Below are 13,595 nucleotides of genomic sequence, written 5' to 3' on the forward strand. Positions count from 1 at the left end.
GCAAAGGGCTTGACCCCAGCAGGAAAGTCATCGGCGGAGCGTTGAACTCGCCCGGCGTCGGTGTAGTCGAAAAGCCAACCGAGTTGCTCCCGGAAAGCGAATGCCATCAAAGCAAATGAACCTGGCTTACAGCGCGTTCGCGGTCACTCTCTTTGCGGCCCACGATCTATCGACTTGGATCCGCGCTGGCATCTGTTCACGCAACATGCGCTTCAAGATGAAGATCGCGCTTGGCGATGGTGCTCATCTCCACACCGCGGATGGTCGCCATATCATCGATGCAATCTTACAGAAGTTGCCAATAGCTTATCGCTTGCGGACCAGCTCGAGATCGGTTCGCGGAAAGTTGTCACCCTTGTGCAGCAGTGGCGCGCGATAGGTCTTGGCGCAGGCATAGGCGTAACAATCGCCAAGATGTCGCCCCTTTCCGAACCGACCGAACGCCATAGCGGCGGTCAATATCATGCCGTCGGCAATCGCGCACACGCGGATGGATGCGGCGTCGAGAAATTCCCGCACTGCGGCCTCCGCTTCCGGCGCACCCCATGCGTTGACGCGCGTGAGAGCACAGACCGTTTCATATACTGCGATGGCTGAGGCGAACGGCGCCTTGGCGTCGGCAATTGCCATGACGAGCTCAGCCGCGTCCGGTTCGCGCAGCAAGATCGCGACCAGGGCTGAGGCATCGATCATCATCAGACATCACCGGACAGATCGTCGAAAAACGCCTTGTCGGCGGTCAGACCGGTTTTGGGAGCGCTGGCGATGCGATCGAGCAGCGGTTGCAGCCGGTCCCAGAGCGGCGTCTTTAGGCGCTCACGCTGAATTTCATGTTCGCAAGCCTCGCGAACGCAATCGAGGATCGGCTTGCCTTTGAGTGCGGCGAGTTCGCGAATGATTCGGTCGGTCTCGCGGTCCTCGATGTTGTAGGCCATGGGTACTTCTGTTCGGGTATATAGGTATCCATGCTTAGGTACCTGAGCAGGGGCGTATTTCCAGACTCGGGTCAAGTATTTGATATTACGACGTTATAAAGTGATGGCGGCAGGGACGAGCCGCCAAGTAGCAGGTCCTCGAACTCAGCGGGGTCTTCGAAAGTCCCGGCATTGGAACGAGGCGGATACGTGGACTGCGGTGAAGCCCTCGACAGTACGTTCTCAGGACGTTATATTCGAACATAAACAGAACGATCGCCCACCGCCAGTTGTACCTCCCGGTCCTCGCATCAAAAGTTCAATAGGATTTTCAATATATTAGCTTGTTCCGATCTGGCTCGGGCATGTTCGATTGATGGAGCTTCTGATTGGCATTGTTTCGCCATTTGCACGACGACGCGTTCCTGGCCTTTTCGCGGGACCACAAACATCTCTACGCGGCATGTCTGCTGGATCTTCATGAGCGCTTCTTCTCGGGCGCGCCCGCTTTCCCTGCGCCGCAGCAGGTCATTCACGCGATCTACGACGTCATGCGGGCAAACCCCGCCTTGTGGGACGACGGCGACGATTTCGGCGCGCTGCCTGAAATGATCTCAGCGCGGCGCCGCCGCATCCGCAAGGTCGACGTCGCACTCACATCCGAGAAGGGAGACAAGGCGCTCGGCCTGGCGCGCCAACTTTACACGCGGCTCGTCGCATGGGGATGGCTCGAGGAGGAGGAGTACGGACTTCGGGTGACCGTGGACATGGCCATGGGACCCCTGCTCGTGATCCAGCGTCTGGCGAGCCTCAATAAGGACCTCTCCCAGCGGTTCGGCGGCTTGATCGTGCAAATCCGCCTTAATCTGGAAGCCGTTGAAAAGCTCACACCCGAGATTACCGACCGCAAGCAACGCGAGGCCGCACTCGCCGTCCGCGAGGCGCGCAATCAGGCCGATCAATTCACCAAGAGTCTGCGGGCCATTTTGGCTGACCTCAAGCGTATCCGACGGACGGTCATGGAATCGAAGACCGTGGGCACCCGCCTGGAAGCCTTTTTCGAGGAGTTCGTCGACCAGCTGCTGCTGAAGGATTTCGAGTCCATCCTCACCGTCAACCATCCGTACCGCTTTCGCGACGCGATCGTGGATCTTGCTCGCAGAATTTCCTACACGTCCGAGACGATGCAGGTGCTGGCCGAGGAATACGCCGCAGCAAGCATGGCGTCCGATCTCGAAGAGGGCCGGATGGCTGCGGCTGACGATTTGTTGGCCATCGAAAGCATCTTCGAGCAGATCGGCGAGATGTTCGATCGGATCGAGACCTTCCGCAGACAACTCGAGGCACGTGTTCGAAATACTATCAAGTACGCCGAGCGTGGAGCACAGGGACTCGTCGGGCGCGCCGGCGACCTGGTGCGGCGGCTCGACGCTCTGCTCCGCAAGGGCAGGCACGACGAGGCAACCGTCGAATGGAACATTGAGCCACTGCGGTCGCCCTGGTCTGAACACCATCAGGCGCCGGCTAGACAGCCGCGCCGCCCTGTCGAGGCAAGAGAACTCGCCGGGCCGCCGTCGGATCCGCTCTACGAACTGCGGAAGCAGCTTCGCCTGGAGTACATCGCTCGCATCGCGCCGCGCCCCGAGGACGTCAAAAGATTCCTCGAGGGGCAGGTTCCTCCGTTCGCGACCAAGGAGGCGCGCTTCATGCAGATCGGCACCGTTGACGATTTCCTCGCCTTCGACTGCGCCCGACGTTATGCGCTAACCGGCGACGTGCCGGCGCAGATCGCGGCTGGCTTCGATCTGGAGCCAAGCCCCGACACGCCTCCGCACGATAGCGAGTGGCTCAGGTGCGCGAACTTCGTGGTCAGACGATCGGGTACGACGGCGAAAGGCAGAGCAGTCCATGCTTAGCGAATTTGACAACATCGAGCGCTCCGCCGGCGCGGAGAAGGCGGCCGATCTTCGGAAGGCGTTGCATTTCTTGCTGCGACGACAATTCGTGTTCGCCGGGGACCCTCGCACCGGGACGGTCTACAACACGATGATGGATGGCCGCTTCCGCGACGTGGTCGACGGCTTCTTCGACAGTTGCGGTTATCGCGTCCATCGCGATCCGGAGGCGCAGTGGGCAGGGATCGTCGCGATGGACGAGGACGTGCCGCTGCCCCGGATGAAGCTCGACGAAACCATCGTTATGCTCGTGCTGGCCGCGTACTGGCAGCAGGAAGTGAACGTCGGGGCCGTCGAGGACCGAGCCGTGGTCGTCGCGACGCTGAACGACCTCTTCGATCGGTACCGGGAGATGGCGCAGCATAGTGGGGGCGGCGCCATCTCCGCAGCCCGCTTCCGCGACATTCTGCGTGAGGCCGCCCAGCGTAGTCTTGTCGAGATCGGTGACTTCGACGACGAACAGCAGGACTGGGAGGTCAGGATCCGGCCGATGATCAAGCTGATCAGCGGCGGTGACGCGCTCCAAAGGCTCGAGCGCTACGTCAAAAGCGAGGAAGCCCGCTTTCCGCAGGTCGCGGGAGATGACGCATGATGCAACTGCGCCACCTGACTATGGTGAACTGGCACCTATTCGATGTTGCCGACATCGAAGTGACCGCTCACGTGGGCGTGCTAGGTGAGAACCGCTCCGGCAAATCGACGATCCTCGATATGGCGCAGGTCGTCCTCACCGGTGGCAACCGACGCTTCCTGCGCCTGAACGCGGTTGCCGGCGACGGCGGAAGATCGCGCGGCAGCTCGAAGCGCAGCGTCGTCGACTACTGCCTCGGCACGCTCGGCGAGGATCAGCGCCGGCGCGACGAGGCGCGCACCTACATCGCGCTCGGTTTTGAAGACACGGACGGAGCGCGGCCTTCCGTCACCATCGGCATGGCGCTCGAAGCCCGGAAGTCCGACAGTAGAGAGACCGTGCTCGCGCTGTTCATCGCGGTCGGCGCGGTGCTCACGTCCAATGACTTCATCGAACAGCGTGGAAAGGCACTATTTCCAGCGCAATGGGAGGACGCGCGCGCCCGAATCATCTGCGCCGTCGGCGAAGGTAATTTCGTCAATCACCGCGATCGGGCGAGCGATTATGTCCGCGAGTATATGCGCCATCTCCTGCCGCACTCGCCGTATGGCGAACAGAACGCCAACGCGCTGCAGAAATCGATCGTCAACGCCATGACGCTCGACCACAACCAGACAGCCACGCAGTTCGTGCGGAACTACATCCTTGAGGACAGCCCGATCGGTATCAAGGAACTGCGCGAGTCGATTCAGACCTACCGCAACATTAGCGACACGATCCGGAAGATGCGCCTCAAGCTGGAGGCACTGAAGGAACTGAAGGCTATTCTGACGGCGCTGGAAGAGGCACTGGAGACCAAGTTCCGCGAGCAGTGGATTGGCAAGCGCGCGGAGTGGCTTGCCGCCCGCGCTATCAACCGTGACTTCAGGGTGAGGCTCCGGCTCGCGAGCGCGCAGCGCGAAGCCGCGGGCGGCGAACTGAAATTCTTGAATGAAGACATCAGAGCGATCGACGATGAGCTGCAACGGCTTACCGAGGCCATCGCCGAACACGACGCCAAGACTGGCAGGAAGTCGCTGCAGCAGACCGCCGCGGTGGCGGAGCAGTCCGCGCAACGCGCTGCAGCTGATTTCAAGGCGCGCATCGACACCATCCGGCGCCTGCAACCGTTGTGTGCCATGGGCGGGCGCGGCTTCGACGATTTCATTCCGGCCGTGGACCGGCTGCTTGCCGCTGTAGGTGCCGCCTCGGTTGGGGCCGTTTCCGACGAACTGGTTGCGGCCGAAAACGCCCTGACAATCTTGGGAGGGCAACGACTCGCGAAGATCGACGAAGCGCGTCAGGAGGTCATCGCAAAAGCCTCGCAGTTACGTAGCCAGCGGGATGACTTGCTGGAGCGGGTCCGGCAGCACGCCTCGGGAGGGGCGCGCGCGCACCTCGAGCCGGACACCGAGCGCTTATGTCTCCGGCTTCGTCAAAAAGGCATGGCGCCACGCGTCTTGTGCGAACTGATCGAGGTCGCCGAGCCGGGTTGGACGGGTGCCGCTGAAGCGCTTCTTGGCCGCGATCGGGATGCGGTGTTCGTCGACAGGCCGCATATCGGCGATGCGACCGCGATCTTCAAGGAAGGGCGGCGCGAGTTCCGGCGCACGTCCCTGGTGAGCCTTAACAAGCTGGAGCAATTCAGGGCCAAGCCGGAGCCAGGAACGTTTCCTTCGATCTTCCGCACGGAGGATCCGGACGCGCTGTCGTTTATCATGCGCCGGTATGGTTCCGTGCGCCTTGCGGACACCCTGGACCAGTTCAACAGGCCGGGCCGCGCCATCATGAAGGACGGCCTCTACGACGATGGCCTGGTCCGCACCCATCGATCAATCGAGCCTTCGGAGCACAAGATCGGCAAGGCTGCCCAGGCGAACGCGTTGCGCGCGCTGCACGAGCAGGCGGACGAGCTGGAAGTATCGCTACGCCAGGCCGCGAAGGAAGCCGAGATCGCTGACGGCGCGTTCATGGCGCTGAAAGCCCTGTGCGACGCGCCCGCGGGCGATCTGAAGACCTGCGCTGCGGCCTTCGCCGCAGTGCAGGCTAAGATGGCAGATGCTCAAGCGAAGCTCGCGGCTCTGGACGACGCCGGCGACGGCGGTCTTCGCCAGAAAAAACGTGCCCAGCAGCAACTGAAGGACCGAAGGATCGCCGAGCGCGAGACTCAGCAGACTGCCTTCAACAAACACGACGGCGACGTCCGGGCGGCGAAGAGTAGGCTCGGTGACGGCGAAAACGTACCCGGCTCCGAGCTCAATCTGAAGATCGCTTGGTCGCTTTTCGTCAAGAATCTGCCCCTCTACTCTGCGTCAAAAGGCCGGCCGATATATCGGGCGCGCCTTGATGCCCGCGCTCACAAGAACGAGGCCGACCGGCATCGCAGCATGGCTGAGAAGGCCGTCAAGGACGCCGACGCGGCGAACGACGAGCGCGGTCGGATCGAACGGCAGGTGCGCGAGTTCTTGGACGGCTATTTCGACGATTTCGGCGTCAGCTCCCAGATCGGCATCGAGAGCGAGCCTCTTCAGGAGGTCAAGCCATGGATGGCGCAGTTAATCGAGGAGATAGAGTCCAACGAATTGCGGCAGTACGAACGTCAGGCGCGTGACGCGGCCGAGAAAGCGTCCATGTTACTGCGAGGTGAGTTCATTAATGCGCTCTCGGCTCGGATCGGAAAGATGGAGCGGGAGCTCCAGTCGCTGAACCGCAGCCTCTACGCGCACCCCTTCCACAATGAACGATACTCCTTTCACCGTACCCAGGTGGTGGAATTTCAGCCGATCCTGAAGATCATCGAGATCGGCAAGACCTCTCCCGAGGCGCTCGACATGCTCTTCCGCGGAGACGTATCGGATGACTTCCCCCACAAGGACACGATCCTGGCACTCGAAGCGCTGCTCGAAGATCCCGACAAGGATTTCACCCAGTTCGAGGATTACAGAAATTTCTACACCTTCGAGATCCACATGGAAGACGTCGGTACCGGCCGCTCGACCCGTTGGGAGCAGCGCCGTGGCACCGGATCAGGTGCTGAACAACAGGTTCCAATTTACGTCGCCATCGGCGCCTCGCTTGCGGCCGTCTACGGCAGTGCCGAGCGTCGCGCCGGCAAGCCGGCCGGCTTCGCGCTTGCGATGTTCGACGAGGTCTTCTCGAAAATGGACGGCAAGAACCAGCGCCAGATGATGAGCTTCTATAAGAATCTGGGCCTGCAGTTTGTGATTGCCGCGCCTTTCGAGAAGCGGGTCGCGGTGCTAGAGCATATGGACACCATCGTGGAGGTCGATCGCATCGGCGAGCAGTCGAGGGCAACGGTCGTCTCGTTGAAGGAAAAGGCCAAGCGCGAACTGCGTGCGATCGATCCGGACCTGATGACCGCCGACGACCTTGCCGCACGTCTGGCCGCCGAGTAGCCATGGTGCGTCGTTTCAGTGAGGCGAACGGACTACTGAACGATCTGCTGGATCGCTACGAAGGTGGGACCGCCAACCCCATCGCACATCCCGACTATGACGCATTTCCCAACGTGGTGGCTGCGGACGTCTTCCTGAGGCAGATCGCGCGGGCCGAGGCGGTCGGCGCCGTTAGTCTCGCAAGGGGACGCGGAACCAGGCGGGATCAGATTGTGCACGTCAGACTTCAAGCCGCGGACGCGCTCTACCACTATCTCGGACGCGTTCCGGCCGCTCAGATCGCCCAAGAGGCTGGTAGGCGCCTCTGTGCGGACATCGCGCTGGATTGGCGCTTGGTGGAAGCGGCTGCCGCGATAGCGGAAACTTGGGGGCGAGCCAAGAGCTGGCACGGGTTCGCCTCATCCGATGTGGACAAGCTCCGCGACGCCTTCGCCCTCGCCCAAGCAATTCTGGAGAATAGGCATTTGGATGTCGATTATCGGACCTTCTCGCGAAGAACGGTCGGCGATAGCAAAGCCCTCGAACGCGTCGAAGGCGCGGTCGTCCGACTTCTTGGCGGCATCCTCGAGCTCCCGCCCGGAGCGCGGCCCCGCGAGGCGCTGCGGACGATCGGACTGGAGCGCTTCGCGCCGCCGCTTCTCATCGCCGGAAGGATCGATCTCGATGGCGCCGATTTGTCCCAGATTTCTCCACGCTATCTAGGCATCCCGCCCAAGGAGGCGGATCGCATCCGATTCCGGCGGCCACCAGCCTACCTTCTTACCATCGAAAATTTCGCGAGCTTCAACAGACATGTCGCCGAGGCCGATCCAGATCGAGAGGGAGCGACGATGTACGTGGGTGGATACCCCTCTCTCGCCACCCAGCAGGCGCTGCGCACGATTACGCAAATGGTGTCTGGAAACACGCCGATCTTCCACTGGTCAGACATTGATCCGGATGGGACGTGGATATTCCACACGATCGAGCGCGCAGTCGGACGTCCGATTAGACCCCACCTCATGAGTGTCGAAATCGCCGAAAGATCGGGGCAGGTGCCACTGAGGAAGGCCGCTCCGGCGCGGTGTCCACCAGACTCCGGTATTGCGGTGCTCGCGGCCTATTTAGCAGGGGACGGAGCAAAGACGCTTGAGCAAGAGGAGCTCAATCCCGTCTTACCGGATCCTACCGCTCCTCCGTGAGCGTCGGTAAAAACCAAGAGCGGTCGGTATCATGGAATCGAGCACTGTCAATTCCTCCTGCAAGGTGTTCGAAAGTGGGATACTCTCTGTGGTCGGTGACGACCTTGGCGATCTTCGAGCGCATAACCACACGGCCACGCTCACCGACTGCGTGGCGGCCGTCGAACAAGAAATAAGATGGCCCCGTCGCCTTGGTGCCGCGAAATATTTCGCCGGCGCTCGTCCGTGATTTGTTCGCTATCATTTCTCAACAGCTTGCGACGTCTAGCAGGCTGTTGAAAAAAGGCGGTCGCCGCCGACCGAGGATCATGATTCATTGGCTCCGACGAGATTCGGAGATGGTGCGTGCGCGGCGGCGACAATCGAACGGGCGAGCTGTTCAGCTACGTCGACCTGGAAGCAAGGGTGCGGCGTGATCATCCGCTGCGAGGGATCCGGACGATCGTGAACGAGGCGCTGGCGGCGCTGGAGCACGAGTTCGCCGCCCTTTATTCGCCGATTGGACGGCCGTCGATCCCGCCGGAGAAGCTGCTGCGGGCGATGCTGTTGCAGGCGTTTTATTCGATCCGCTCGGAGCGACTTCTGATGGAGCGGTTGGAATATGATTTGCTGTTCCGCTGGTTCGTCGGAATCGGAGTCGACGATGCAGCTTGGGACCATTCGGTATTCTCGAAGAACCGCGACCGGCTGCTGGAAGGCGACATCGCGGCGAAGTTCCTGGCGGCGGTGCTGGCGCAGCCCAGGGTGAAGAAGCTTCTGTCGAGCGATCACTTCTCGGTCGACGGCACGCTGATCGAGGCCTGGGCCTCGATGAAGAGCGTCAAACCGAAGGATAGCTCCGGCGAGCCGCCGGCCCAAGGCGGCGGGCGCAATGCTGAAGCGAACTTCCATGGCCAGAAGCGCTCCAACGACACCCATGCTTCGACCACCGATCCGGAGGCCAGGCTCTACCGCAAGGGGAAAGGCAAGGAGACGAAGCTGTGCTTCATCGGGCACGGGCTGATGGAGAACCGCCACGGCTTGCTGGTCGACGCCTGCCTGACGCAGGCCGGTGGGCATGCCGAACGGGTGGCCGCGCTGCACATGATCGAGCCTCGTGCCGATCGACCGACAGCGATCACGCTTGGTGCCGACAAAGCCTACGATGCAGAAGACTTCGTCAACGAGCTGCGCTCGATGAACGTGACGCCGCATGTTGCGCAGAATACCGGCGGCCGTAGCTCTGCGATCGACGGGCGTACGACCCGGCACGGCGGTTATGCTGTCAGCCAGCGCATCCGCAAGCGGATTGAGGAGGCATTCGGCTGGATCAAGACGGTCGCCGGGCAAGAGAAGACCAGATTCCGTGGCCGTGATCGGGTCGGATGGGCCTTTACCTTCGCTGCGGCCGCCTACAATCTGGTGCGTCTGCCCAAGTTGATCGCGGAGACCGGTTGATGGCCAAGGTGCCCGGCTTTGCCAAGGCCTTTGCCGGCCGCTGGCGCATCGTCGAAATGGACAACTGGGACAGCGACTTCCTCGATCTTGTCGGAGAGGCGCATCTCACCTTCCGTGGCAAGTCCGATGGCGAAATAGCGTTTGGGGCTCTCAAGGGCTTCCTGGATGCTCGCTACGGCACCCGCGACGGATCGGCCTGCGCCGAGTTCTCATGGGAGGGGCACGACGAGAATGATCCGTCCTGTGGTCGCGGATGGGCCATGATCGGCACTGCGGGCAGGCTCGTTGGCCACTTCTACATCCACAATGGCGACGATTCAGCGTTCGTTTGCGAACGCGGCTGAGTTCTTCAACGGCCTGCTAGTCTGACTGAGTCACAAAACCGCCGGCCAGAATCAATGATGGTTGCAGCATGGACCATTAGCCAATGAGGCCGACATGAGCGGGCGTGGCACGAAGACGAGCGAGAAGCGATTTGAGGCGTATTTGGAAGGGCTTGCCAGTGTCATCGGTCATGCTGATCGGAAGGCGCCGCTGCGCGACTATTGCGTCGGCCTGATGGCCTGTGGCGGTCGCAAGAGCGTGGAGCCGATGGCGGCGGTGACGGCTCCGGAGCGGACGGCGGCCCAGCATCAATCGCTGCTGCATTTCGTCGGCAGCGGCGCCTGGTCGGATGAGAAGGTGCTGGGCAAGGTACGCGAGATGGTCCTGCCGGCGATTGAACGCCAGGGCCCCATCGAAGCCTGGATCATCGATGACACCGGATTTCCCAAGCAGGGGCGACATTCGGTTGGAGTTGCACGGCAATATTGCGGGCAGCTCGGCAAGCAGGATAATTGCCAGGTGGCGGTGTCGCTGTCGATTGCCAACCACCACGCCAGCCTGCCTGTCGCTTACCGCCTTTATCTTCCGAAGGAATGGACTGAGGACCGCGATCGGCGGCGCAAGGTGGGCATTCCTGCCGAAGTCGGCTTCCAGACCAAGCCGGAGATCGCGCTGGAGCAGTTGCGGCGGGCCTGTGCGAGCGGCCTTCCGCGCGGTGTCGTGCTGATGGACGCTGGCTATGGCAACAACAGCGACCTGCGCACCGAGATCACGGCGCTGGGATTGACCTATGTGGCGGGTCTTCTGTCGAGCACGACGGTATGGGCTCCCGGCACCGATCCCTTGCCGCCGAAGCCATGGTCGGGCCGCGGCCGTCCACCGAAACTGATGCGCCGCAACCGTCAGCATCAGCCAGCCGCCGTCAAGGCGCTCGCGATCGGCCTGCCGGCCAAAGCTTGGCGCACCATCACGTGGCGGCAAGGAACGAACGAAAAGCTGACCTCGCGCTTTGCCCGCGTGCGGGTTCGTGCCGCGCATCGTGATTATTGGCAAACCACCCGGCGAGCGCAGGAATGGTTGCTGATCGAATGGCCGAAAGGCGAGGACCAGCCTACCAAATACTGGCTCTCGACATTGCCGGAAGATGTGGCATTCCGGACGCTCGTTGAGACGGCTAAAATGCGCTGGCGCATCGAACGCGACTATCAGGACCTCAAGCAGGAGGTCGGGCTCGGCCACTTCGAGGGACGCGGCTGGCGCGGCTTTCATCATCACGCAACGATGTGCATTGCGGCCTACGGATTCCTGATCTCCGAGCGGGGAGACGATTCCCCCCTCAGGCGCTCGGCGCGCCCGGCCGATCCCGCTCGATCGCGTTCCCGCAGATTACAGACCCCGCGGATCTGCCACTGCGGACCCAACGTCACATTCCAAATTCGATCGCGACGATGCGACGGCGGCTCGAACATGGGCTCGTCCGAATGCTGTCGAGATGTCCTTGTTGTGCGATCAAGTTCGACCACTACACAGATCATCGTTTGTGACGCAGTAAGACTAGCGCTCCACCAACTGTGTTCCGCTCAACCTCCACCGGTATTGTGGGCACCGTCACGACCTGTTTGGTCGCGGACGGGATCTTGCTGAATTGCTTGTGCGCAACGGTCTTGCGTTGAACTGGCCCGAATAGTCGGAGAGCAGATACCATGAGGCTCAGCACGAGGTGCGCGTGGCCCAGGGTAGCTGGGAGGGTAGCTATGTCAAGCCGATGGCTTGATCGTGCATGCGCCGCCTGGTTGGACGAATTCCCATCCCAGGCGCCAGCCAGTGCGAGGCATCAATCCACGACATGCGTCATCGCACTCGAGCAGCTTACCCTGGTGCGGTTTGGGCGACTCATTACGCATCGTTCTCAAGCACCTCACTGCACAATGGGAACGAAATGGTTGCAGCCAGCCGTGAATTGCCGATCTCTTGTTACGGGCTTGAAGTGGACGGCCGACTCGAAGCCGAGTTTACAACGAGAGACGGCGCCCGGGCGGGTAGGGAAGAATTAAAGAAGCGCTTTCCCATGCTTCAGATCAGGATTCATGACGCGCAGACGAATGCGCCCGAGGAAATCTAGATCCTCCGTCTCAAGTCTACGGTCCATCCATTGCGCACGGCTGCGGAGCTCCTCGCCGGGGGTACTCGGGAAAGGCGCCCGCCGCCATCAAGAATGCCGGCGTCGCTATCACTGCCCCGTTCCCGGGTACCCATTTAACCGGTCTCGTCGCTGCACTCGGTCCCGCGTGCCGCCTTCGGCGTCGCTATGCTCACGCTCCTGCGGGTGCCATTTTCCGTTGAAGCGATGCGCTGCGCGCACGCCTGCTGGGCGAAGTCCGCTGCAGAATGGGATTTCGAGCTGGCCTCGTCGTAGATTGGCGTCCGCGCACCGCGTATGTGCGGGGAAGGCTAAATCGGTTCTCGTAAGCCGGCACGTGGTCGTCTGATCATAGCATCGATTTCTCGCACAATGAGCCGCGAGCAACAGTGCTGTGTGCCTTTTCCTGTGACAAGCTGCGAGAGAGGCTGCCGGTCTGTTGCAAAGACAGAACAGCACACGTCAACGTTTCCGAGCGTGTGTGCTTTGGCCGCTACTCAGAGGCGCTCAGCGTCAAGGAGCTGCGCCGCGATCTTGCTCTGTGCGATCATTGGCCGAGGCCTTTCGCGCCCTCTCTATTGTTTCTCGTTTATTTGGCTCTATGCGATCGAACCAAGAGCCTGCAGGAAAGGCTGCGATACGTTTGGCAAAAAAAGATTGAGGCTCCCAATCTTGTCCTTCGCTTTTCTCGAAAGCGATGACGCCGTTGCGAGTAAAATAATGGGGCCCTGGGATCTTGCAGTTCACCAAAAGCAGAACGCGCCAAAGATCACCCTTTTTCGTCGGTTTGTCATTCGGTTTCGCCGCGTAATCCACCGCAACGGGCTCAATGATATGGCACCGGCCGTGCCGCAGAAGATTGCCGAGCTTGCCTTGTGCGGTCGTTACGAAGTTGAAGTTAACAGGATCGTGCAGAAAGCGAAGATTTGCGTCCCTTTCGCCATCGGTGACCTCACTGGCGATCAACGAGAGCGCAAAGGCGCGCCAGCCCAATTCAATCGGCTTGGCATATGGCGACGCAAGTCTGATCGTTCCGTCGGTCGCGATCTTCCAAGTGATTGCGTACTGTTCGTCTGATTTGTTGTCTTGGTGCCTGGTCCACGAAAAGTACACATACTCTGTTCGGTCAATTGCTTCAGCGACTCCCCACGACCGAGGGACGAAGTGAGCCACCTTCGAGACCTTGGAGATGATTTGTTCTATAGTCTCGCCGTCTTGCGCTCGCCACGTTGACTTGACCCTTTCGACAGGCGCGCTGTCGTTGGCGCGAACGTTGCTGTTTGTCGCTGCCAGCCCGGCCAGGCAGATCAGCGATCGACCGAGACAGAACCAAAGCACGCGCGTTCCAGACATTCTCTTCATTGCTGCCGGCCTATCTGGTTCTCATCCACGCGTCAATTCCAAAGCGGACAATCTTCGACGTGCTCTACGAGATCGCTAGAAGTTAGCGGCAACGTGACGCGAGCACCTGCTGATGTCCCGCGCAAGCAGGCGCTGTCCCTCGATGTCACGCGCCGCTAACTTCAGTGGTCAGCCAAAGCTTCAACTTGCAATGCTGGACCAGCCCAGGAGGAGAAGCCTGGGCAAGCGAGGACTTGCATTCTTCGTGCCAGGCAAT

10 protein-coding genes and 1 pseudogene are annotated in these 13,595 nt (G+C 61.1%); 8 read left to right on the forward strand and 3 right to left on the reverse strand.

Annotated features, from left to right (window positions below):
- Positions 1-306: 306 nt before the first annotated feature.
- Together ACVMDN_RS05605 and ACVMDN_RS05610 are read right to left on the reverse strand one after the other, a co-directional pair.
- Positions 307-696 carry a type II toxin-antitoxin system VapC family toxin gene (locus tag ACVMDN_RS05605; RefSeq protein ID WP_069276048.1) on the reverse strand — a complete coding sequence of 130 codons (390 nt, stop codon included), beginning with the start codon at positions 694-696 and terminating at the stop codon, positions 307-309.
- Complete coding sequence (locus ACVMDN_RS05610) at positions 696-935, reverse strand: type II toxin-antitoxin system VapB family antitoxin (RefSeq protein WP_069276047.1); 240 nt, start codon at positions 933-935, stop codon at positions 696-698. Before ACVMDN_RS05610 ends, ACVMDN_RS05605 begins: the two co-directional genes overlap by 1 nt.
- A gap of 368 nt (positions 936-1,303) precedes the next feature.
- Here ACVMDN_RS05610 and ACVMDN_RS05615 point away from each other — a divergent pair, with 368 nt between their 5' ends.
- The 8 genes and pseudogenes from ACVMDN_RS05615 to ACVMDN_RS05650 all read left to right on the forward strand — a co-directional run bounded on the left by ACVMDN_RS05615 (position 1,304) and on the right by ACVMDN_RS05650 (position 11,959).
- Positions 1,304-2,830, forward strand: coding sequence for a Wadjet anti-phage system protein JetA family protein (locus ACVMDN_RS05615; protein WP_069276046.1), 1,527 nt, complete (start codon positions 1,304-1,306; stop codon positions 2,828-2,830).
- Between the two features lie 61 nt (positions 2,831-2,891).
- On the forward strand, positions 2,892-3,461 hold the full coding sequence (locus tag ACVMDN_RS05620; RefSeq protein ID WP_456835507.1) for a DUF4194 domain-containing protein: 570 nt from the start codon (positions 2,892-2,894) through the stop codon (positions 3,459-3,461).
- Positions 3,458-6,895 (forward strand): SbcC/MukB-like Walker B domain-containing protein, encoded by a 3,438-nt coding sequence (locus tag ACVMDN_RS05625; RefSeq protein ID WP_069276045.1) that lies wholly within the window; start codon positions 3,458-3,460, stop codon positions 6,893-6,895. The genes ACVMDN_RS05620 and ACVMDN_RS05625 overlap by 4 nt, the downstream gene beginning before the upstream one ends.
- Positions 6,896-6,897: 2 nt before the next feature.
- Positions 6,898-8,076, forward strand: coding sequence for a Wadjet anti-phage system protein JetD domain-containing protein (locus tag ACVMDN_RS05630; protein WP_069276044.1), 1,179 nt, complete (start codon positions 6,898-6,900; stop codon positions 8,074-8,076).
- A gap of 345 nt (positions 8,077-8,421) precedes the next feature.
- Positions 8,422-9,513, forward strand: a complete 1,092-nt coding sequence (locus ACVMDN_RS05635; protein ID WP_069276043.1) for an IS5 family transposase — start codon at positions 8,422-8,424, stop codon at positions 9,511-9,513.
- A complete protein-coding gene (locus ACVMDN_RS05640; RefSeq protein WP_057019377.1) occupies positions 9,513-9,857 on the forward strand; it encodes a hypothetical protein in 345 nt (114 codons plus the stop codon). Before ACVMDN_RS05635 ends, ACVMDN_RS05640 begins: the two co-directional genes overlap by 1 nt.
- A 94-nt stretch (positions 9,858-9,951) precedes the next feature.
- A pseudogene (locus tag ACVMDN_RS05645) lies at positions 9,952-11,389 on the forward strand (IS701 family transposase).
- A gap of 387 nt (positions 11,390-11,776) precedes the next feature.
- On the forward strand, positions 11,777-11,959 hold the full coding sequence (locus ACVMDN_RS05650; RefSeq protein WP_069276041.1) for a hypothetical protein: 183 nt from the start codon (positions 11,777-11,779) through the stop codon (positions 11,957-11,959).
- A gap of 531 nt (positions 11,960-12,490) precedes the next feature.
- Here ACVMDN_RS05650 and ACVMDN_RS05655 read toward each other — a convergent pair.
- Positions 12,491-13,339 carry a nodulate formation efficiency C protein gene (locus ACVMDN_RS05655; RefSeq protein WP_069276040.1) on the reverse strand — a complete coding sequence of 283 codons (849 nt, stop codon included), beginning with the start codon at positions 13,337-13,339 and terminating at the stop codon, positions 12,491-12,493.
- Positions 13,340-13,595: the final 256 nt, after the last annotated feature.

It is taken from the genome of Bradyrhizobium sp. USDA 4510, assembly GCF_054059095.1.